The following is a 22,403-nucleotide window of genomic DNA, read 5'->3' on the forward strand; positions in this document are numbered from 1 at the left end:
CTAGCCTTGGGAGGTGTATTGGAGCTTGTTAATTAATTATTCTAAAGAGTTGATTAGTCTGCACGCTCATCGGATCTCCATCTCGATATAAACCTCGCTGGGCACTCGAATCCGCATGATACTCCGCATAACCCTCTCCCGGGCGGCAACCTCAATGAGGCGTTTATGCACCCTCATCTCGTAGCGGTCCCAGGTATTGCTCCCATCTCCACAGGGAGTTCTCCTTGTAGGAACTACGAGTTTTTTAGTTGGTAATGGTATAGGCCCAACTAGTTTTACACCGATCTTTTTAGCAATGTCCTTAATCTCTTGGCAGACTGCACCAAGTTTATCGGTATCTGTGCTAGTCAGTTTTATCCTTGCCCGTTTCACCATGATTGATGCATCCTGATTCTTTTATGCCTGAAACTTAAATGTTCTGTAGAGTGAGCAGCTTGGAACTTGCTACTCCTCTTCGATCTCCAGGACTATGCCGGCGCCTATGGTCGTTCCCATATCCCGAAGTGCGAATCGACCTAGTTGGGGAAAGTCTGTATACTTTTCTAAGGCTGCGGGTTGTAAGGGGACAAATCTGACTACGGCAGCGTCACCTGTTCTAAGGTAGCTTGGATTCTCTTCGACAACCTGTCCGGTGCGGGGGTCAAGCTTAGAGATAAGCTTGTCAAAGCGTACTGCAATCTGGGCAGTGTGTATATGGAGAACTGGTGTATACCCCTCGGCTACTGCTGTGGGGTGGTGGATGATGAATATTCTGCCGTTGAACGCCTTTGCGACTTTTGGGACGTCGTTAAGGTATCCTGCGACGTCTCCCCTTTTGATCTTGTCTCTGGCGATTCCCTTTACGTTAAATCCTATGTTATCGCCTGGGCCTGCCTCGTTCATCCTTGTATAGTGTGTCTCTATTGTCTTGACCTGACCCGTCTCCTTGCTAGGCATAAAGATAAGGTTACTGTCCATTTTTAGGGTGCCTGTTTCGATCTTTCCGACGGGTACAGTGCCTACGCCCCTGATTGTATAGACCTCTTGTACAGGAATCCGTAGAGGCCTGTCAACAGGCTTCTCGGGAACAGTGAATTCGTCTAAAGCCTCCAAGACTGTAGGCCCTTTGTACCAGTCCATCTTATCGCTCTTGTTGAAGAGGTTGTCTCCTGTCCAACCGCTCGTAGGAATAAATTGGATTTTATCCGGGTTATAGCCGACTTGTTTCAATAGTCGAGTCATCCCATCCTTTACCTCTTCATATCTCCCCTCCGCCCAGTCTACAGTGGCATCGTCCATCTTGTTGATAGCGACGACGAGTTGAGTTACTCCAAGGGTGCTAGCTAAGAAGGCGTGCTCCCTAGTCTGTCCGCCCGGGTTGGTGCCTGCTTCATACTCCCCCCGCTTTGCGGAGATGAATATAACAGCTCCGTCGGCTTGGCTTGCGCCTGTAACCATATTCTTGATAAAGTCTCTGTGGCCTGGAGAGTCAATAACTGTGAAGAAATGTTTTGAAGACTCTAGCTTGTAGAAAGCCAAGTCGATCGTGAGTCCTCTCTCCCGCTCCTCTTTGAGCTTATCTAAAACCCATGCGTATTTGAAGGACTCCTTTCCGAGGGCTTTGGCCTCTTCTTCGAAGTCTCTAATTACTTTCTCGCTGATAGCTCCAGCGTCGTAGAACAAGTGACCTATACTTGTGCTTTTTCCGTGGTCCACATGCCCGATTATGATCAGGTTAAGGTGTGGTTTTTCCTTACCACTCATTTTGAAATCTCTCAACCATGAAACATAGTATGCCAAATAAAAAGCTATAGGTTTCTATCGGAAAAGGTAGGGAAGCCCTGAATACTGGAGAAGAAATACCGTTTAGGCTATTGAAAATATGTAAAATACATTCAATATAGGCTAAACATCTAACAAAAAATATATTATTCCAAGGTAGCTGTCGTTTTTGATCTAATATACGGCATAGAACGAGAGTCCAATTACAAGCATAACTTAAGCCTACGCATACAGATTCTGGATGCTTCGAAATTTTCAATTTGCTTGGTGATAACCTATTAAAAAAGGTTAAGAGATATCGGGAGACAGATTCAATACCGTTTTTATACATCCCGCTTTTTGTGACTGGACTTTAAGCTTGATCTTACCGGACTTCTCTGTGCGAACCAACCAGCTGAATGTTACCTTGTTCTTGTCGCAGTTGTTGAGACGCTCTCGCCTTTGTTCTGTGAGATCCTTGTTAAGATATCCCTCAAGATGGAATTTTATGAAGTTATCCCCACTAATCAATTTCATCCCATGAGCTAGCTTGATTGAGGCAATAGCCGGCTTGGTACTGCCAATATCTAACGCATGCTTCATAATATAGGTGGGAAGAGCCCCGACGTTCTCTAGGATTAAATTAACTTTGTAGACGTGCTCCCCGATCTTTGTACTGGATGCCTCCTTAATAATCAACCTTGGCAGAAGTCTGGCTAGCCTAAAAGGAAAAAACATGATTTTGTTGACTTCTCTTTCCATGAACTTAACTGGGGGATTCCTTAAAACGAACTTTTTCTTCCAGCCACCAATCTCTAACTTGCCTAGCTGGGGATGGTCAATCTCATGCCAGTCAACGAAGGCTTCCCCATTGAGCTCTTTCTCGTTCCAAGCAATGAGTTTTAGCTCTTGCTCCTCCCGCCTTTTTGCTGAAAACGTGAAACCTTCCCTCTTAACCCAGTCCTTCATACCGATCTCGCTGAGGAGGTCCCAAATCTCTATAGTATTGCAAGGGATTGCCCTGTGTACTGTCATATATGTGGAAAAGCTCCCGCTAGGACCCCTTTTCCCCATGGAGCGAGAAGGGTAGCCAGTCTGATCCTCGAAAATTGACTCGATGATCTTGAATAGCTTTCTGTCCTGGACAGGGATCTGGTCATCCTCGGAGTAACTAAAGAGCACCCCGCCATGGGTATGATAGGTTAAAGCTAAGCAAATATTGGGGTGGCTCACAATAAAGTCAGCTACGGACCGTGTCTCTGGTTCAGACAATGGATATGACCCACTACCTCTGCTGACTTCCTCTTTAGCCCATTCTCCGGGCCAGTTCCTGTTAAAGTTAAGGGCCCACCTTGCGGGGGCCATCTTTATCTCCTTCTCGCCTTTGAAGTTTAGAATGAAACCCTCAGGGTAGACACGGTAAAAGTCTCCTAGTTGGTCCTCTGGAGTTCTCCTCAGCATTATACGGGCGTCTTTATCTGATACTTTCCATTCCCCGATTGGGTCCGGGATTCTCATCTGCACTATAACTCCGTCTCCATCGACATCCTCCATAAATAGACCTCGCTCAGTTGAGCTCCATTCTTCTCTGCTAAGAGGATACCATCTCCCTCCCCCTGTCTCGTTATCTGCTCCTAGGACGTAGTATGGGGTATTGATGACGAATTCTCCTCCATCAGCGTCAAGCCTTGGCAAGATGTAGAATGTTGTATAATCGAGCAATTCAGCGATATTTGGGTCATCTCCGTATTTTATGAGCAGGTGCCAGATGTTCTTGAGGCAGACCATCGATCCCATCACCTCTCCGGCATGAGTGTTGCCGTCGATCCAGACGGCGGGCTTAGTCTTGGGAGCTCCCGTCTCGAAGTTTGTTATCTCCATAAGCCATAGTTCCCTTCCCTGTACTGACTTGCCTATAGACCGCAGCTTGGCGAGAGATGGGTACTCTGATGCTAGCTTTTGGAGCGTCTCAGTGAGCTTGTCAAAAGAATAATAATGGTCGAATTTCAGTTCACTCAAAGTAATCCAGCACGCAATCCTGAAGTTAAATTCTCTTGAGGTGGAAAAGAACGGGTCTCAATCCGTCTGTGCAGCACGCAACGCATTCTCCCTTCTCCTTTATCCAAGGTAGATCTCCATTGAGCATTAGGTGGATGGCTTGGAGATAGATATTGTTCCAAGCCCATGTGCAAAAGCCCTCGGGGATATTACCTTCAGCTGAGACTTCAAAGACCTGCCCTTCCTCAAAAACAGGACATATGGGCTCTTCCTCAGAGTCAATGGGTGGATTTCCGTCAAATAATTGGTTCCGATCTAGTTTTTTCAATACCGTTATTTGCATAGTATTAAACGACATTTCTGAACATAGTTGCCATAAAATCAACTTTGATTTAACTCTTTTTCCTGTTAGAAGCAGGTTCCTCAGCGAGTATAGGGAGACAGTGCATTCAACAGATTATTCACATCTAAATTATTGGGACATTAGCTTCATGGAACATACGAATATACATGATACTCGTCACTCGGATTAAATTCATTATTTTTGATTATTAAGCAAAGAAGTATGGTTGTAATGATATCAAAATTATTCACTAGCCTGCTTTAATCCGGTACATTTACACGCATACGAGTTCCTTCTTAAACATGTAACTTAAAGATTAACGATTTGCTTCATCGCAAGCGTACATGTTGGAAAAAGTGTTTAATGATTAAATGGATTCTATAGTGTAGGCGTGTCAATTATTTGGTTTCACATCGTAAAGTAATCCTGGAGGATCTAGGCCGAGTAATGAAAATTTCAGCTCCTTGTATTTCTGGCGACGGGGCGAAAATCGTCTTCTCAGTTACCAAAGCTAAGATAAATGAAGATAGATACGTCACTCAAATTTACTTAATGAATATTGATGACGAGCCTTGTCAAATCACAAACGAAGGATCCCAAAACAGGAATCCGTTATGGGCACCATCCGGATTAGAGTTATCATATATCTCCAATGTCAGCGGAAAACCAGCATTGCGAAGATTACAAATAAAGGAAGGACTGTCCGAGGAGATCTGCTCTCCGGGAGGAAGCATCACATCACAGGAGTGGTCTCTGGACTCTAAACGGATCCTGTTTCTCGCGAGGACATCCCAAGGTGAATCAAGCAGTAGTGACGTGCTAGTAATCCGGCGTTTACCGTATAAATTCGACGGATCGGGCTGGCTCAGGGATACGTGGAATCATCTCTATGTGGTCGATGTGAACGGAGGTGGGCTGGTACAAGTCACAGAAGGGGAATACGACGTTTCATCTGCGACCTGGGCTCCTGACGGTAATAGGATTGCATACATCGCAAATAAATCCGAAAATGCAGATATTACCGCCAAGAACGATGTCTGGATTTATGACTTGAAGAAAAAATCCCATAAAAAGATCACAGATGGGGAAAAAGCCCTTAAATCCCTTTCCTTCTCCCCTGATGGCGGTTCATGGCTTGCTATGATCGGAAATACGAGGAAGTATGGGCTTGCTACAAAAAACGACATCTACATTATTAACATATTTTCCGGGGAGGAGCGCAATCTTACATCATCATTCATATCCAAGGTCGGAGATTCAGTTAGCGGAGGGACAGGGGCATCTCGTGGCTCTAGTCTCGTTTGGTCAAAGGATTCCAGAGAAATATACTTCCTGAACGCTATGGACGGAAATATGAATCTTTATAAGGTAAATCTGGATTCAACGGAAGTAGTTCTAGTTTCTGACACCGCAAAATCAATGCAATCCTTCAGTTTCTCAACAGATCAAACGATCATGGCTTTCCTTTCAACTGATATTCTGAGCCCTTCTGAGGTCTGGGTAAAAGACTTTAAGGGCACTAGAAAGCAGTCATCCTTCAACGATCAACTTTTCGATGAACTGAGGCTCTCCAGAGGGAAGAAATTTATCTTAAAGGCGAGCGATGGGGTTCCTGTTGATTGTTGGTATTACGATCCTGTTGAGAACACGGAGAAAAAGTGCCCCATGGTCCTACTAGTTAAAGGTGGACCACACATGTCTGGCTGGGGGAACGCACTCAGTCTCCAAGTCCAGTTACTCGCAGCAAACGGGTACGCTGTGCTTTTAACAAACGAGAGAGGAACCGGGGGCTACGGTGAAAAATTCGCTAAAACAGCCAGGGCTGTATTCTACGGACAGAGAGAATATCAGGACATAATGGAGGCAGTTGACTATGTTGAAGAAAAGTACCCTATAGACGCTGAACGTCTCAATGTAATGGGGTATTCCAGGGGAGGTTTTCTCACCAACTGGATCATCACACATACAGACAGATTTAACTCCGCAATCACTGCTGGAGGGTTCTCAGATGTATACAGTTTTTTCAGCACTGGAGATTACATGCATGTTTGGTGCGAAAAGAACTATGAGGGTACTCCTTGGGACGATGAAGAGTTATATATGTCCAAGTCGCCCCTCCGATTTGTTAAGAATGTAACTACCCCCACACTGATCATGCACGCAATGGAAGATTATCGAGCCTCAGTTACTCAAGCGGAACAACTTTACGTAACTCTTAGACGACTCCGAAAAGAGACAGAAATGATTTTATTTCCGGGGGAGAGCCACTCTCTCCCTAGAGCTTCATCCCCCAAGCACATGAAGGAGTATCACTATCATATGCTTCGATGGTTTGATAAGTTTAATAAAAAAATATGAGCATGCAGTGCGCGCGTCATGGTCTTGCTAGAGTGAGGTTCACTTTCTCTACTACAGGTATGCAATTGATGAATACAGGTTTAATTTTTTACGGATCGCGTGCTTGACTTTGAATTTGCTAAAGTAACTGGAAAACGAACCTTAGTAAGAATGTTCGAATCATCACCAACAATCTTTTAGGCGTTATTTTATTTTAGGGATTTTATAGTGATACTGAGTTTCCCGGTCTTACGTTTCATTAACTTGTCTTCGATGCCTAATTTCCTTTAAGTTATTACTGCTTTTTGAGTATTTAATGAGCTATTTCTCCCTCGTTTTCGAAACCTTCTATTAAATTTATATATAATTAACTTAAAACTAGAAAGTTATATATCATTCTATCAAAAAAATAGGTAATTAGGTTAATATGAAAAATAGAAAAGCCAGTTCACAGAATCAAACACTAATAATTGCGGCCGTTGTACTTGTGGTGGTTATCGCGGGTCTGATCTACTTCAGTAGTAGTTCTCAAAAACCCGCTACTACAACCACTCCTAAAGCAAGTCCAAAATCCGCTCCTAAAGCAAGTCCAAGACCCGCTCCTAAAACTAGTCCAAAATTCGTTCCAGTACCTGTTCCGGAAGCCAGTGAAAAAACCAAAGCAAAATCTGCTCCAAAACCTGCTCCTAAAGCAAAACCTAAACCTGGTGCAAGACCCAGTGCAAAACCCAGTGCAAAACCCAAAGATGAGGACACCAACAAACCACCAATCGTTGTCACCACAAGTAGCCATAAGTTCACCACAGTGGGTGAAGCTGTTACTTTCACCGCTGCAGGATCGAAAGATCCTGATGGAGAGGTAGATAAGTATGTTTGGAACTATGGCGATGGATCGACATCTTTGGGAAAAATTGTTAAACACAAGTACTCACTCCCCGGCGACTATGTAGTCACCCTTACTGCCACTGACGATGACGGTGCAACATCAACTAACGATGTTGTTCCTTTATTCATTAGGGTAGATAGAGAAGCGGCAGAAGTTACAATTGATTCCCCGCCCATCGCAGTAGCGGCGGTTTCAAAGCAGGTAGCCAACCAAGGAGATGAGATCAATTTCGACGGTGCCTCCTCTTATGGATGGCGTCTGAGACGGGGTGCAATCCAGTCACAAACTAGCAAAGTTGTTGAATGGGACTGGGATTTCGGCGATGGAACTACCTCTAGCGAGGAGACCACAACCCACACTTATGATGACTCAGACAACTACTTTGTAAAACTCACTGTCACTGATGCTAATGGTAAAACCGATACTTTCGCTAGGACAATTCGTGTCATCCCAGATGGTGCTTCCTACGAGGGAACCATAAAGAATCCAGATACATACATCTGGGTTGAAAGGATCCCAACCGCTATAGATTTCAGGCAAATCAGTGGCGGATATGGCAGGCAATATATCCACACTTTGAGCGATTTCCTCGTCTGGACTGGTCCAGGCGATATTGAACCTCAAACTGAGGGTTCACTCTCCGAAAGTTGGGAAATGTCGGAAGACGGTATGTCCTACACTTTCCACCTAAGAAAAGGAGTGAAATTCTGGAATGGTGATGAACTCAAAGCGGAAGACGTCGAATATACTTGGGAAAGGTACATGGCACTAGAAGTATCAGAGGGAAGCTGGGGTATGCTGTTTGCGAGGCTCATGGGAGTTGATCCAGGGGATGAAGTTCCTGACGCAGCCATCAAGGACGCTGTAGAAGTAATAGATGACTATACAGTACGCTTTACCTTAGCTAAGCGCTATGCCCCCTTCCTAGTCACTATGGCGTACCCATACACCGGTATAATTCAGAAAGATTATGCCATCGAGAACGGCGCATGGAGTTGGGATAGTACAGTAGACTATGTAGCGCAGGACGGCCACGATATTCCAATGGACAACGGAGACGCATTGATGGCCACTGGTCCATTCAAGATTCTTGAGTGGAGTAAGGGTGAGCGTATCGTTTTCGAGAGATTCGATGATTACTGGAAAGGCCCTGCAAAACTAAAGTACGTACGTGTAATCGATGTACCCGAATGGAGCACCAGATCGCTGATGCTCAAAATGGGTGATGTTGACGGGATAACTGTCCCATCTTCAGTAGAATTCGAGCAGCTTGTCGGAGAACCTGGTATTAACACAATTCTTGTGAAATATAGGGGATATGTTGAGATTATGTACTTTAGCTTCGATCCACAGCTTATACCTTCAGAACACCAAGTAGCAAATGACTTTTTCGATGACGTCAATATGAGAAAAGCTTTCGCCTATGCATTCCCCTATGAAAAGTATATAAAGGAAGTATGGCTCGGATATGCCGAAGCCGCCAAAGGAGTACTACCCAAAGGGTGGCTAGGTTCATACGATAACTATCCTTATACCTACGACTTGGAGAAAGCAGAAGAGCATCTTAAGCTTGCCCACGGTGGAAAATACTATGAAGAAGGCTTCCAGATTGCAGCTGGAACTCAGCTCTGGGCTATGGCAACACACGGTCGTGCCTATGAGATGCTGGGTGAAGAACTAGGAAAAATCGATCCAAAGTTCAAAATTGTGCCCGTTGGCGCATCATGGAGCAATATGCTTAAGATGCCCTTAGGCATGTTGGTTGGCTCAATCGGCCTTGACCCAGTATGGTATCGAAATATTTACCACAGTCAGTTCAGCTACGCGAGGAACTATGGGTGGGGACTTCATCCTAAATCCGACCAAATTGACGAACTGATCGTTGCATCTATCGAGACACCATTCATCGAAGAACGACTCCCACTGATCAAGGAAGCCATGGACATCGTAACTGAAGAGGTACCTGGAATACTCACCGTCTACAACCCACACCTAGTTGCACTACGAGACTACGTCAACGGATACTGGTATCAAATAAACCATATCTCGGCTGGCGGATACTTTTACGACATCTCTAAAGGTTAAAACATCCATAAACTCTTTTTTTCTTTATTCATAATTAATCTGGATTAGGTCAATTTTGTCACTAAACGTATTGTATTTTGGAAAAAATTTCTTAACCCTCCACTATTTAATAATTAAGCAATAAAAAAATTATCGTTACGTGTCCCAATTACTATATTATTAATCTGATCATGGTCAAGAATATTTTTTATAGTGTTGAGAACTATCCAATATTCCGTGTGGGGTAATAAACCAGTTGACGGTCATAAATGAACAAAAATATGAGGATGCGCCCGCTTTCCTTGAAATAAAAAATCTATACCTAAACTTCAGTGTATACCAGGGCACAGTTCAAGTCTTGGATGGCGTAAATATTAAGATGAAAAAAGGTGAGATATTAGGAATTGTAGGTGAAACTGGGTGCGGTAAGACTGTTACCTCAAGATCTGTTGTAAAACTATTGGAATCAAACGCAGTTATCAAAGAAGGTGAGATAACATTTGAAGGTGGAGATAACCTAGTAAATGCAACAGAGGGAGAATTGGAAAAGATCCGAGGCAGGCGGATATCGGTTATTTTTCAAGAGCCTATGACCTCTCTCAACCCAACTATGCGAATAGGAGACCAAGTTGGGGAAGGAATACTCAAACACTTCAAAGGGGATATGATCAAAAAGGGTCTAGAAATAATTGAAGAGACCAAGCCGATGTTAGCCGGATTATACACTAACTTGTTGAAGAGAGAGTTGGACGCTCCAAACAGTTTAGTCTTAAAAATTACATCAAAAATTCCAATTATTAATAGGTACAATAAATATGCTAAAAAAGCTGCTTTCCAGGAAAGCATAGAAATTCTTGAAAGCGTGGGAATGCCAGCTCCAGAAAGAATTTCCTATGGATACCCCCATGAATTAAGCGGCGGAATGCGTCAACGGGTTCTAATAGCAATTTCACTGGCTGCTAAGCCGGAGCTTATCATAGCCGATGAGCCCACTACCGCAGTAGATGTTACCACACAGGCTAAAATACTCAAACTTCTTCTCGAATTGAGAGAGAACAAAGGCACTTCATTACTTGTCATCACTCATAATCTTGGAGTCATAGCCGAGATTTGTGACCGCGTTTGCGTTATGTACGCTGGGCAAATAGCAGAGGTTGGAAAAGTATCCGATATTTTCAAGCACCCTTTTCACCCCTATACCCAAGGACTGATGAATTCAATCCACGACATTGGAGACAAATCAGAACTTGAGGCAATAGCGGGGTATGTCCCTATATTATTACACCCTCCCTCCGGATGCCGCTTTCATCCTCGTTGTCCCCAAGTGATGGATACCTGCATACAAAAACCAAATCTAACAGAACATGAGGCAGGCCACCACGTCCATTGTTGGCTTTACCAGAGGGTAGAGGAGTAGAGACGTATGTCTGGAATCGCATTTGAAATCCAGAACCTGAAGAAATACTTCGGTCCGGTAAAAGCGGTAGATGATGTAAGTTTAACTATAAGAAAAAAGGAGACCCACGGTTTAGTCGGAGAAAGTGGATGTGGTAAAACGACTCTTGGTAGAACTATCTTGAGGCTTCTTGAACCGACTGCTGGGAATTTGTTCATTACCACATCCCTTAGCGAGAAGGATCCAATAAAGAGGTTCGAGCTCTCCACCACAGACGAACTGAGATCTTTAAGACGGAGGATGCAAATAGTCTACCAGGATCCTGCCTCATCTTTGAATCCGAGGATGATTATTAGAGACATTGTAGGAGAGCCCATTGCTTTTCATCAGGGGTTGAAAGGAGATGAACTTCAGAACCGGATTGTGGAGCTTTTAAAATTTGTTGGACTCCAGGAAGAGCACCTCTGGAGATACTCCTACGAAATGAGCGGAGGTCAACGCCAGAGGGTAGCCATTGCTCGGGCAATTGCCTTGAATCCTGATTTCATAGTACTCGACGAACCCACATCAGCCCTTGATGTAAGCGTACAGGCAAAAGTCCTGAAACTCTTGAAGGAACTACAGAGAGATATGGCTCTGTCTTACCTCTTCATCACACATGATATGAGCGTGATAGACTACATGTGCGACAGAGTCTCGGTGATGTATGTTGGTAAAATCGTGGAAACCTCAGATAAAAACAAATTATTCGAGGAGCCCCTTCATCCTTACACACAAGCTCTAGTTTCCGCGGTCCCCTCAATAGATCCAACAAACAGGAAATTGGAAACCGCAGAAGCCCTGATAGGCGAAGTGCCTTCACCAGCTAACCCACCGACAGGATGTAAATTTCATCCAAGATGCAAACAAGCGTTCAAGGAGTGTGGTTGGGGCGCGAAAGACCTCAAAGCTTGGCTTAAGGAGAATTGTGACGAAATATTCTCGATCATGGTGGTCCGAAATGGATTTCATTTGGAACTAGAATCGGTAAACAAAGATGAAGGAGATTCTCTAACCGAGTTGACAGATATAATTGAGAAGGGACAAAAAAGAAGAGATCCCCTTTTCGAATCCATAGAAACGGTGGAGAAAATAAACAATAGAATAAACGTCCATTTTGTAGAAAAAACAGAACCAGAATTGATCGAACGGGTTGAGCCTGATCGATATGTGGCTTGTTTACTCTACCCAGCGCTAGACCGAAAGGAGTAACTTAATGGTGGCAAAAGTTAATTTAGATCATTTCAACTGAGGATGTGATGGTATGGCTTCATTAAAGCGATACATAGCTAAGCGGATTCTCTATTCATTTGTAACGATTTTCATCATAGTTTTTGCTGTCTTTACAATATCTCGAATGGCCGGTGACCCCATCGAAGCATACGTGACCCCTGAGACACCTCCTGAAATTCTTGATATCATCCGGGTCAAATATCGGTTAGACAAGCCGATATATGTTCAATTTTTCTTTTGGCTGAAGGGAATTAGCCAGGGAGACTGGGGGAGAGCATTTAGTCATGGTGAAGAACCGGTGACAGAACTAATTGCTCGGTTATTTCCCCTCACACTTGAATTGAATATTTATGGGCTCCTCGCTTTACCGGTAGGATACTGGATCGGTATGAAGGCTGCAGCAAATAAAGATACTTGGATTGATCATTTTGCTAGGTTACTAAATATTATGGGAGGGGCCCTCCCTAGTTTCCTTGTCGGGATACTCCTTCTATCATACTTATACCCAAAAGGCTGGATCACGCTTGACCCCAGATGGACATTTAATAGGATCACGGGTATGCCAACAGTAGATGCATTCATTCAAGGTGACCTGCCTGGGCTTATCGAAGCGTTCAGATACCTTATCGGACCTCTCCTGACATCACTGTTTAGTTCTCTTGCTGCCAACTCCAGAATACTTAGATCAAGTATTTTGGAGGAGCTGAGCAAAGATTACATCACAACAGGAATGTCTAAGGGACTTAGTAAGGACTATGTGGATAAAAAATATGCCAGGAGAAATGCACTCATCCCATATGTAACTTTACTAGGCTATTGGTTCGCTAGCATGGTAACGGGAACCGCGATCCTAGAATCCGTTTTCAACAGACAAGGCCTAGGAAGTGTCGCAGCTGCTGCAGCAAGAGCAACTGATCACAACACGCTCCAGGCATTTACAGTGATCTATGCAGCTGCTTTGGTGTTCGCTAACCTTCTCATAGATATCACGTATGGTTTCATCGATCCTCGGATAAAATATGGTGAATCAAAATGACTGAAAGTAAAACTCAGAATGAACTTGCCGATGAACTAAAACAGGGGGCTCAAGCACACCGAAGAAGAGAACTGGAATTCATGTGGTACCGGATCAGGCGTAGCCCCCTCAGCCTTGCGGGGCTGACACTCATACTGTTCTTCATCATACTAGGTATCTCGGCGCCTTTGATAATACCCGTTAATCCAGTTCATCCATATAAAATGCCGAAAACCTTCTCCAGACTTCCACTTCCACCTAGCCGGGAACACCCCTTTGGGACTACCGGACCAGTTACCTACGGAGATATTTTTTATGGTGTGATATGGGGTACCCGCTACTCCCTTATGCTGGCGTTCGCTATCACGGGTATATGTCTCCCCGTAGGTCTCACAATTGGCACTATAGCAGGTTATTATGGGGGCAAGCTGGACGAGGTCCTCATGCGTATAGTGGACCTAGTTTACTCTCTGCCATGGCTCTTGATGATGCTGGTAATACTCATAGCAATTGGCCAGCGAGGATTCTGGACCATGGTAATATCCTATTCCATCTTGGCGTGGCCTGGATACGCGAGAATGATAAGGGGAGAGATCCTAAGGGTCAAGAACGAGCTATTTGTCGAGGCCGCCAAAGCCATTGGGTTGTCGGATCTAACGATCATGACCAAACATGTGATCCCAAACGCCATTTACACGGTGGTTATTATGGCGGCAGCGAGAATGGGAACAATAGTTCTTTCCACCGCAAGTCTCGGTTTTCTGGGTCTAGGGTTTAACCCGGGGACTGCCGAGTGGGGGATCATAATTAGCGAGGGTCGAAATTGGCTACTCCAAGGTAGCTGGTGGATCACTGCCTTCCCTGGGATCTTTATCTTTTTTTTCGTACTGGGATGGCAACTCATGGGCGATGCCTTTAGAGACATTCTTGACCCCAAGGTGCGCAGGAGCATCTAGCCTTTTTTTCACTGTTATTTACTCACCATAAATATTATCATTCAATGTATTTTGGAGGTCATGGTCCCAATAAAAGTCATTGAAGCAATTAGAGAAAGGCGGAGCATCCGGAAATTTAAAAAAGAACCCGTTTCAGATGAGCTTATAACCCGGGTCATGGAGGCAGCGCGTCTGGCACCTTCGGGGAGCAATATGCAGCCTTGGCACTTTATCGTCGTCCGGGACCCGGGAATTAAGTCGAAGATGGGTCTTCACAAATGGGCCGAAGAGGCCCCTGTGATAATTGTGTGCTGCATTGATCCCAAGGAGGGTAGATGGTACATTGTTGACGGTTCCATCGCCTTTACGCACATGGTCCTCGAGGCTACAAGCCTGGGTCTAGGTACATGCTGGATGGGTAGGCTCTACGAGAACCTCGGGGAGACTGATGAGAGAATAAAAGATGTCCTAGGAATACCCGACCACATGCGGGTCCTCGCAATAACACCCCTCGGCCACCATGACAAGCCTCTACGACAAACCAGGAGAAAGTCTATGGATGAAATCGTCCATCATGAGAGATTCGGAGGCGTATGAAATGAACGTTATAGAAGCAATACAAGATAGGCGAAGTATCAGGAAATTCAAAACAGATCCCGTTCCAGAGGACAACTTGGACATGATACTTGAGGCTGCAAGACTAGCCCCATCAGCGGGAAACAGGCAGCCTTGGCGCTTTATCGTCGTAAAGAATGAAGACACGAGAGCCAGGTTGGCTGAGCTTGCCGACCATCAAACCTTCGTAGGGATAGCACCGGTAGTAATAGCCGTCTTCGGCGATCCTGATGATTCTCCATCAGGCTATCGCCAGGATCCTATGGTTGCGTACAAGCAGGACCCTATGATTGCAGTGGAGCATATGTGTCTTGTAGCTGTCGAGATGGGACTGGGTACCTGCTGGATAGGCCCAGCCAGTCCCAGATACGATGTGGAGGCTATTAAGAGGCTCCTGGCTGTGCCTGAGAGGATGTACTTGACGTGCCTGTTGCCTTTGGGATATCCCAACCAATCACCCAAGGCGAAGAGCAGAAAGTCTCGCGAGAAAATATTCTATTTCGAAAAATATACAGAAGACAAGTGATCAAAGTTCTTTTTTTGTTTAGGACGATTTGTGAAAAAAATAAATAAAAAAAGAGATTAGGTGTGTCTCTTCATGAATTTTTCTAGCTTATCGAAGCCTATCCTGAGGTTCTCATCGCTAGAGAGGAATCCAACTCGGAAGTGGCCTAGGCTATAGTAGTTCGATCCAGGTACGAAACCTATAAGCTCCTCCTTCATTAGCTGCACAAGGAAGTCAACGTCGTCCTTCCAAACATCTCCATGGGCGGGTACGCAGTCGGGCAACCCGAACATGGAGCCCTCCGGAGTGGTTAAGTTGATGCCATTGATCTCTGCGATACGCTTCACGACCCAGTCGCGACGCCTTCGAATATCCTCAACTTCGGGCTGGACCTCCTCCATCGCTCTCTTCCAGTTTTGGTATCCATAGGCCGCAGCAACAGCAACTGGAGACGCTACTCGTCCACAATATCCCCTCAGCATCCTGATAGCACTCCTTAGTTCAGGCATTTTATCTTCAGGATCGTGGTATGCCAGATAACCTAAACCCCAGCCGGTGATATTGAAGAGCTTGGACATGCCGTTGCTCAACATCACAGGAACGTCCTTAGCCAACTTGGCGACCGAAGTGGCCTGCGGAATATCAAAGGTCAGGAACGTATAGATCTCATCTGAGAAGATCATGATCTCGTTCTCTCCGGCGATATCAATAAGCCCCTTTAGGGTCTTATCGTCGTAGACGGCTCCTGATGGATTGTTGGGATTGTTGATAATAATGAACTTGGTCTTATCGGTCACAGCTTTCCTAATGGCATCCAGATCGGGCTGCCACCGATCGTCCTCGAAGCTGTTGGTTTTCACCATCTTAGTTTTGTAGTAGTTGGCGAAGAACGAGTACTGCTGATAGATTGGCTCTGGACTTATAATTTCGTCCCCCTCATCCAAGAGGGCGAGGTAGCATAGGACCATAGCCGAAGTTGAGCTTGGTACTGGGAAGATATCGCCGGGATCGTAGTGAACACCGCTAAACTCTTTCTCGAATTTTGCAATGCCGATGGGTAACTCGGCAGTTCTTGTGTCCCTGTAGCCGTGCCTGCCGTCTTTCATAGCCTGATTGACAGCGTCCATCAACCATTGAGGGGGTGGATAACCAGCCGCAGGGGGGTCCCCGGGCGCAAGCGCCAGAACACTCTTTCCTTCCTGGGATAGAGCTCTCTGGGTCTGTCTTAGAGTCGGAGGTGGGGCGGGGTTCTCTTTAAAGTCATAACCCCACCTATTAGCACGTAGATCTTTCATTTTTATATCTCTAAACAAAGAACAGTCTAAAATATAAAATACTTTGGGAAATTATAGAAAAAGCAATATCCCTCCCTTATTCGATGTACATAAAAAGTAGTTTTTACTACCTGACTTCCACAACCTTAGCTAAGGCGAAGACTCTCCATTGACCGGAGCCAATATGGGGGGCTTCGCAGTAGTAACTTTTGCAGAACCCATCTATTGGGGCTTTGATCTCCTCGATAACTTCCCCGAAGAAGTTCTTGACAAGGCCAATAGTCTGTCCCTCCTTCACTGGGTCCATGATTTTTACCAATGGTGTAAAGAATCCCCCTCTCGTCGTTTGGATGCCTGCGGAGTGCATTTTTCCACCAGGACCCACGCCTCCGATGTAGTTGACGTAGGTAATATTCTCGGATATGATTTCCTTGCCAGGGATCATCTTAAGATGTCTCATCACATTGAGAAGGCTGTCTCGCATAGAGTCTCCGCTAAATCCGTTCCCTATGCCCCCTTCTCCTCCGTTTGATTCCAAGTTCATGGATAAAGGTCGATCAGGGAGTGGTGACAGTCCACGCCTAGCGCGATCCTCAGCGCTATGGCCCAGAATAATCATCTTTTCAGGATCGATAATTCCTGCTCTCCAAAAGTTGTCGTGAGCAGAGCCGGCAGGTGCAGACCAGCACCAGATCACGTCAATTCCATACATTTGTTTGCAGCCATGGAATTTAATGATAGCATCTGGGTCATAATCTGTCTCCACCTGATGTACTTTGTATCCGAGCTGGGCACCATATTTCCCATAAGGGTTACCTGGGCGGCGGGGACGGGCACCCTGGTCTATGTCCAAGGAGCTATTTCGATGTCCACCTCCATATGGATTACCTCTAAAGGAGTCGATCATTACCGCAGGTAGGAACAGCACAGAACCGTTCATCTCGTCTAGTATGTCTGGGAGAACGTTGTTGCAGGCATCCAGTCCACCGAGGGCGCCAGGGTATTCGTCCCCATCTTCAAGAGCTACAAGCAATAGTCTCGGTCCAGGATTCTTTCCGTTCAGGATTATCACTGGCATGTTGATTGGACTTCCGTCACTTAGTTCTCCGACTTTGATAAACCCTGTACCTTTCTCTCCAGGACCGGCCTTGGCTGTTCCATATTCGATAATTCTCTTGCAACTCATACTAATACAACCTTTAGTCTACCAAACATGAATCACTCATTAAAAATACTTTGTCTGACTCCATCTTGTATCTTTTCAAATAAACTGCAAAAATCATTTATCGAATGTTAACGTAATCCTTTAAACTGGATTTAATGAATGTACTGCTAATATTGGTGTATTAACTTGAAAACTGAAGTAACATTCGGAGGAGTAACCGTTCAACCAGGGGAGATCGGTTTTGGTTCTCTTATCAACGTTGAGCTTAAAGACGGCACGGTCGTAAAACTCCCGATAATCGTGATGAACGGCGCCTATGACGGACCCAAGTTCGTTGTTTCGGGCGCTGTACACGGCTCCGAGCTAATTGGAGCCGAGGTAATCAGGCGCGTATTAAGGGAGAAGGTTGACCCAAAAAAACTTAAAGGTCTCGTGGTAGGCATCCCCATTAGTAATCCCCTAGGATTTCAGGCGGGTAATCGATCCGCTCCTCAGGATGGAATTTTCCCCAATATAAGCAGCCCTGGAGACTCGGGAGGCTCGATCACACAGAGGATAGGTTCGGCCATTTGGGATCAAGTTACATCCAAGATGGATCTTAGGATAGACATCCATGGCAACATGCGACCTTGCACCGCTTTCTGCCTCTGCAGCCTCCATGACCCCAAAACTAGAGAGATGAATGAGAAGATGGGGAAGGCTACTGGCTTGACAGTAGTTTATTCACCCCCTACTGGCACATTGGAGGGCATGGGTGGAGCCAGAGCAGTAGGCTATAAGGCGGTTTATTCGGTTTCCCTCGAGCTCATAGCTGCAAGCAAAGTGACTGAGATATCAGGAGATCTGGGCTCAAGGGCCATCATAAACGTGATGAAGCTATGGGACATGATCGAGGGAGAGATCGAAAAGCAGCCTGAGGAATACGTCTGGGGACCTGGATGGGTCAAAAACGCCGGCAGGCTTAAGGTGAACCGGGGAGGAATCCTCCACTTCAAAAAGGACCCTGGAGAGTTTATTAAAGGCGGGGAGACCGTGGCAAAAATATATAACCCTTATGGAGATGTTGTGGAGGAAATAACCTTCCCTCATGATGGCTACATTAGGGCCTGGGCAGCCGCCCACCAAGCGGTAAACACCGGGAGCAGTATTGCCTATATAACCCACGATGAATAATTGCTTTCATCTTTTTTTAATTCATCTGGTAAATCTACCTTTTTACGCCATTAACATGAAGTTAATTATGGTCGTCACACGCATTAGTATTTTTTATATTTTTGTCTCTTCTATCGTAATGCCTCTTTTTCCCAACGCGGTCATAAGGCCCTGAATTAACTCGTGGTCCATGCCAAGCCTCTCAGGAGGGATGACCCCAGGGCCTTTAATCATGCCCTTCGACACCATGCCTGCAACTATGGATGCCGTGTATGCCGTAGTCCTTGCCATCGCGGTGACCTGAGTTTTTTGGTTGAAGCGGTCCAGGAGGGTGTACCTGTACCCTCTCGCATCCCCCGATGATTCCCCCTTGACCTCAATGAGCATCGCTACTAAGTCCCTTATCTCGGGGTTCCAGAGAGTCCTTTCTAGTATTCTCGCAGTGACGAGGCGGGGCTGCACCTCGATTCCTGAGACCGGTACAGGCTTGTCATCAAAAAAACCAAGATCTCTTAGGAGTTTTACCTTCTCAACGTGGCCAGGGTATCTCAGGGTCTTTTCCCACATCTCATCAACCCCGGGGATGGAGTCGACGATGGTTCTAAGGCCGTCTGTATAGAACGCCTCAAGGATCCCGACACCAGGAAACTCGATCTTCTCGAGGCCACTCAAGGCGGGGACCCTGACATGTTTGCCGCCTTCTATGATGCCTACGTCCCTCACGTATTCGTCAATGAGCCCCTCTGCGGACCACGTGAGGGTATAGCCAAGGGGTGGGATCGGGATCTCAGGGATGCCCCCGACCATTATGTGAACCTCCCGCACCTTCTCGAGCCTCAAGACTGCATATCCTGTAAGGATATTGGAGAGTCCGGGGGCGATCCCACAGTCGGGGATTATTGTCACCCCAGCATCTTTAGCGGCTCCGTCTAAGTCTACAGGATTCTCGGCGGTAAACGAGACATCAACAATATCGATTCCGGCATCGATCGCGGCTTCGAGGGCCTTATAGCCAAAGTCTCCTGGTAGGGCACCTAGAATCAGGTCGAATTTCTTCATTTTGGAAACCATAGCCTCGTGGTCAGTAGTGTCAATGGTGATCCAGTTGCAGCCCGGGATCGCAAGCGTAGCCTGTTTTGCCCTCTCCTTGTTGATGTCGCTGAAGGTGACTTCAGTGCCGGGGTTTGACTCGAAGAAGTCTTTTCCAATAATAGACCCAATCTTTCCTGAGCCCAGAACTATAACGTTCATAACGTGTAGTCTCTTGTGGAAATGGTGCTAGAACCCTTTTCATGGTTTCCATCTGAGAGGAGCATAAAACATGATCTTAGCTTACTGAGAGACCTAGATCGGATCGAGCTCGATGATACTGGATACTTTTTGAAGGTGAGTCTGAAAGTGTTTAGCAAAGGCTATTACTAACTGGCTTTGAAGCATTCTACGAAGTTGCTAGCAACTTGGACCGAAAGATCTAACAACCGGCATCCTTGGCTTGACCTTTTGATTTTTGAAAATATTAAAGCGGAGTTTCTTTAGCATTCTGACTAGATATGTCTATTCTAGCACCTGAAATCGGGGTATTATCTAGATATCTATGATAGGCGGTTATAATACCAGAAGATGAAGGAAGAGACAAGAAAATCAGAGAATCGTAGATATTCTCTTCTATGGCATACAAATGATTTGAATGAATCCAAATAAAATCCGAAAACCATCTCCGCGCGCACCCGTTTGCCTCTTCGTCTGTTGTGGCTGTAGAATCTAAAGCTCTCGAGAAAATTATGGATCTGAGAGATCTGCTGATTGGAAAACTGAGCAGACTGCTCAGATTTCCCCTGCGATCCATTTTTTCTCAAAAAAAAGAAAAGCTGCATTAATTTCCAAACACTTCTAATCCCGTAGATAAATAAGGGGAAAAAATCATCGAAGATTTTTGTGATTAGCTTTAAAGTTGCTCTTAGTGCGCGCAATTACTTAATCTTCGAGTGTATCTTCCCCGCTAACATATACATAATCACGTACACGATAAGCCTATAGATCACCGCGGATCCAGGAGGGATGCAGATAAAGGAAAGTGCAGTGAACCCTCTTAACCCTACCTCATAGCTTAGCCGGAGCAGCTCATAGTCAGTCATTCCCATGGGTTCAGCCAGGGTCCCTAGGAGATCTCCTGGAGCTGGCCCGGCCCCTCCGATAACGTCGATATCATAGTGAACGTAAATGGCCTCAGTCTCATCATATGCTTTGGAGAGCTCCTCGCAGAGCCACTCTATACCGTTCTTCCTGACTTCCCACATGGGATAAAAATTCGCTCCAGCGTCCAAGAACGTCTTGATGTTTTTTTGTCTTCCCCCACTCATGGCTCTTTCCCCGATCTCCACTAGATTCCTTGGGATAATGTTCTCATGGAACTCGTACATCTTCGCCTTCCAGCTCCCAGAGCCTGCGATCCTAGGGTCACCCGTGAGGGCGTCCAGAGGCTCGTTGTCCCAATGGACATCGGTGCTGATCACCCCCACGTTCCCTTTAGTCCTCTCCGCGATGGGTTTAGCTATGGCGTAGGATCCGCACGGTGAGTTCTGCCCCAATACTATGGGGGTTGCCCCCGCGTCTAGGGCCAAGTTCACAATGTCTTCTACGGCCTTTTGGGCTGCTAGCACATTATCCGCTGTAGGATTGTCCTTCACCTCGGGGGGAATATCCGCATCCCCCATGTCCACCACCCTAAGAAGCTCCAAGACATCCATATCGAACTCCTGCATGTACCCCGAATAGTACTTTACTGATTGCTGTCTCACCCTTTTTGGCGACGCAATCCACTCATCTTTGCTTACACCGCTGTATGGGCCCCAGCTAGCCACGTATGGCGCCCCAATAATTGCGACGTCCGCCCCCGTCAAGTCTCCGGGCCCCCGAGCATGGGGTACCCCCATGAAGGTCGGCATATCGGGCTCGATCATAGGGACGTTCCGTCCCTTAAGGAGGGAGTCCTTGATATCAATCCACGAAGGATAGCTCATTGCAATCAACCAAGAAGAAGTATGCTAGAGGATAAATAATGTTTATCGGAAAAAAACTAAAGTTAATTGTTCCAAGTGCTGAGTGCCGTAAGTGATCGTATCAATAAGTATACCTTGTTTGTCTCAAGGTAATCTGAATTGATGTTCCAACCCAGCTCTGACCGATTTGAGATACAAACATCGCGCGCGAACCAGGAAAAGGATAATAAACTATTGGGGTGTAGTAATCCACACCTAATGTAAAAATATTCTTAAATTGAAAGGTGAAAAAAATGGATAAAATATCTAAAACCTTGGAGCAGCTTAAGGGTGAACATGTTGAACGAATTGTCAAAGTATTGAGGCAGCCGACTATATTCAACGATTACCCAAATATCCGAAAATGCGCTGAAATTTATGTAGACTACCTAAAAAAGGCAGGGATGAAAGAGGTTTCCCTCATTGAAACAGATGGAAGCCCCCTGGTTTATGGTGAGCACTATTGTGGGGCAGCCAAAACTGTCTTGGTCTATAACTTCTTCGACATGTTACCGAAGAAAGACGAGGATCAGGTCTTCGAGTCAGAAGTAAAGGACATAGAGCCTTTTGGAAGGTGTGTAACGGGTAGGAGCATGGGTATGAAGGGGAGTGGCGTTGCGTTCATAAATGCCATTGAGGGTTGTCTTAAGGCAGAGGGAAAGTTGCCT

General features: G+C 45.7%; 18 protein-coding genes. 10 read left to right on the top strand and 8 right to left on the bottom strand.

Annotated features, from left to right (window positions below; genetic code table 11):
• Positions 1-66 precede the first annotated feature (66 nt).
• The 4 genes from rpsJ to QGG23_06315 form a co-directional block, all read right to left on the bottom strand.
• Positions 67-372: a 30S ribosomal protein S10 gene (gene rpsJ / locus QGG23_06300; protein ID MDP6049035.1), complete on the bottom strand. Its 306-nt coding sequence runs from the start codon at positions 370-372 to the stop codon at positions 67-69.
• Between the two features lie 72 nt (positions 373-444).
• A complete protein-coding gene (gene tuf, locus QGG23_06305; GenBank protein ID MDP6049036.1) occupies positions 445-1,743 on the bottom strand; it encodes a translation elongation factor EF-1 subunit alpha in 1,299 nt (432 codons plus the stop codon).
• Between the two features lie 306 nt (positions 1,744-2,049).
• Positions 2,050-3,759: a M14 family metallopeptidase gene (locus QGG23_06310; GenBank protein ID MDP6049037.1), complete on the bottom strand. Its 1,710-nt coding sequence runs from the start codon at positions 3,757-3,759 to the stop codon at positions 2,050-2,052.
• Between the two features lie 25 nt (positions 3,760-3,784).
• A complete protein-coding gene (locus QGG23_06315; GenBank protein MDP6049038.1) occupies positions 3,785-4,081 on the bottom strand; it encodes a TIGR04076 family protein in 297 nt (98 codons plus the stop codon).
• A gap of 447 nt (positions 4,082-4,528) precedes the next feature.
• Between QGG23_06315 and QGG23_06320 the strand changes: the two genes are divergently transcribed.
• The 8 genes from QGG23_06320 (at position 4,529) to QGG23_06355 (ending at position 15,127) form a co-directional block, all read left to right on the top strand.
• Positions 4,529-6,439: a S9 family peptidase gene (locus QGG23_06320; protein ID MDP6049039.1), complete on the top strand. Its 1,911-nt coding sequence runs from the start codon at positions 4,529-4,531 to the stop codon at positions 6,437-6,439.
• A 406-nt stretch (positions 6,440-6,845) separates the two neighbouring features.
• Positions 6,846-9,389: an ABC transporter substrate-binding protein gene (locus QGG23_06325; GenBank protein ID MDP6049040.1), complete on the top strand. Its 2,544-nt coding sequence runs from the start codon at positions 6,846-6,848 to the stop codon at positions 9,387-9,389.
• 235 nt (positions 9,390-9,624) lie between these two features.
• Positions 9,625-10,785, top strand: coding sequence for an ABC transporter ATP-binding protein (locus QGG23_06330; protein MDP6049041.1), 1,161 nt, complete (start codon positions 9,625-9,627; stop codon positions 10,783-10,785).
• A 6-nt stretch (positions 10,786-10,791) separates the two neighbouring features.
• Positions 10,792-12,015, top strand: a complete 1,224-nt coding sequence (locus QGG23_06335) for an ABC transporter ATP-binding protein (GenBank protein ID MDP6049042.1) — start codon at positions 10,792-10,794, stop codon at positions 12,013-12,015.
• A gap of 52 nt (positions 12,016-12,067) precedes the next feature.
• Positions 12,068-13,072 (top strand): ABC transporter permease, encoded by a 1,005-nt coding sequence (locus QGG23_06340; GenBank protein ID MDP6049043.1) that lies wholly within the window; start codon positions 12,068-12,070, stop codon positions 13,070-13,072.
• A complete protein-coding gene (locus QGG23_06345) occupies positions 13,069-14,007 on the top strand; it encodes an ABC transporter permease (GenBank protein MDP6049044.1) in 939 nt (312 codons plus the stop codon). The genes QGG23_06340 and QGG23_06345 overlap by 4 nt, the downstream gene beginning before the upstream one ends.
• Positions 14,008-14,067: 60 nt before the next feature.
• Complete coding sequence (locus QGG23_06350; protein ID MDP6049045.1) at positions 14,068-14,583, top strand: nitroreductase family protein; 516 nt, start codon at positions 14,068-14,070, stop codon at positions 14,581-14,583.
• 1 nt (position 14,584) lies between these two features.
• On the top strand, positions 14,585-15,127 hold the full coding sequence (locus QGG23_06355) for a nitroreductase family protein (GenBank protein ID MDP6049046.1): 543 nt from the start codon (positions 14,585-14,587) through the stop codon (positions 15,125-15,127).
• 56 nt (positions 15,128-15,183) lie between these two features.
• Here the strand turns inward: QGG23_06355 and QGG23_06360 are convergent, their stop codons facing one another.
• Both QGG23_06360 and QGG23_06365 read right to left on the bottom strand, forming a co-directional pair.
• The gene (locus tag QGG23_06360; GenBank protein ID MDP6049047.1) at positions 15,184-16,401 is read right to left on the bottom strand and encodes an aminotransferase class I/II-fold pyridoxal phosphate-dependent enzyme; all 1,218 of its coding nucleotides are present in this window, start codon (positions 16,399-16,401) and stop codon (positions 15,184-15,186) included.
• A gap of 106 nt (positions 16,402-16,507) precedes the next feature.
• Positions 16,508-17,566, bottom strand: coding sequence for a hypothetical protein (locus tag QGG23_06365; GenBank protein ID MDP6049048.1), 1,059 nt, complete (start codon positions 17,564-17,566; stop codon positions 16,508-16,510).
• A gap of 165 nt (positions 17,567-17,731) precedes the next feature.
• Here QGG23_06365 and QGG23_06370 point away from each other — a divergent pair, with 165 nt between their 5' ends.
• Positions 17,732-18,718, top strand: a complete 987-nt coding sequence (locus tag QGG23_06370; protein MDP6049049.1) for a succinylglutamate desuccinylase/aspartoacylase family protein — start codon at positions 17,732-17,734, stop codon at positions 18,716-18,718.
• Between the two features lie 93 nt (positions 18,719-18,811).
• Here the strand turns inward: QGG23_06370 and QGG23_06375 are convergent, their stop codons facing one another.
• Positions 18,812-19,948 (bottom strand): saccharopine dehydrogenase C-terminal domain-containing protein, encoded by a 1,137-nt coding sequence (locus QGG23_06375; GenBank protein MDP6049050.1) that lies wholly within the window; start codon positions 19,946-19,948, stop codon positions 18,812-18,814.
• A 719-nt stretch (positions 19,949-20,667) separates the two neighbouring features.
• Positions 20,668-21,717 carry an arginase family protein gene (locus QGG23_06380; protein MDP6049051.1) on the bottom strand — a complete coding sequence of 350 codons (1,050 nt, stop codon included), beginning with the start codon at positions 21,715-21,717 and terminating at the stop codon, positions 20,668-20,670.
• A 272-nt stretch (positions 21,718-21,989) separates the two neighbouring features.
• On the opposite strand from QGG23_06380, the gene QGG23_06385 reads away from it, so the two are divergent.
• The coding region (locus QGG23_06385) for a peptidase M20 (protein MDP6049052.1) at positions 21,990-22,403 on the top strand (414 nt) is incomplete at its 3' end.

The organism is Candidatus Bathyarchaeota archaeon, assembly GCA_030739585.1.
In the GTDB taxonomy this organism is placed as follows: domain Archaea; phylum Thermoproteota; class Bathyarchaeia; order TCS64; family TCS64.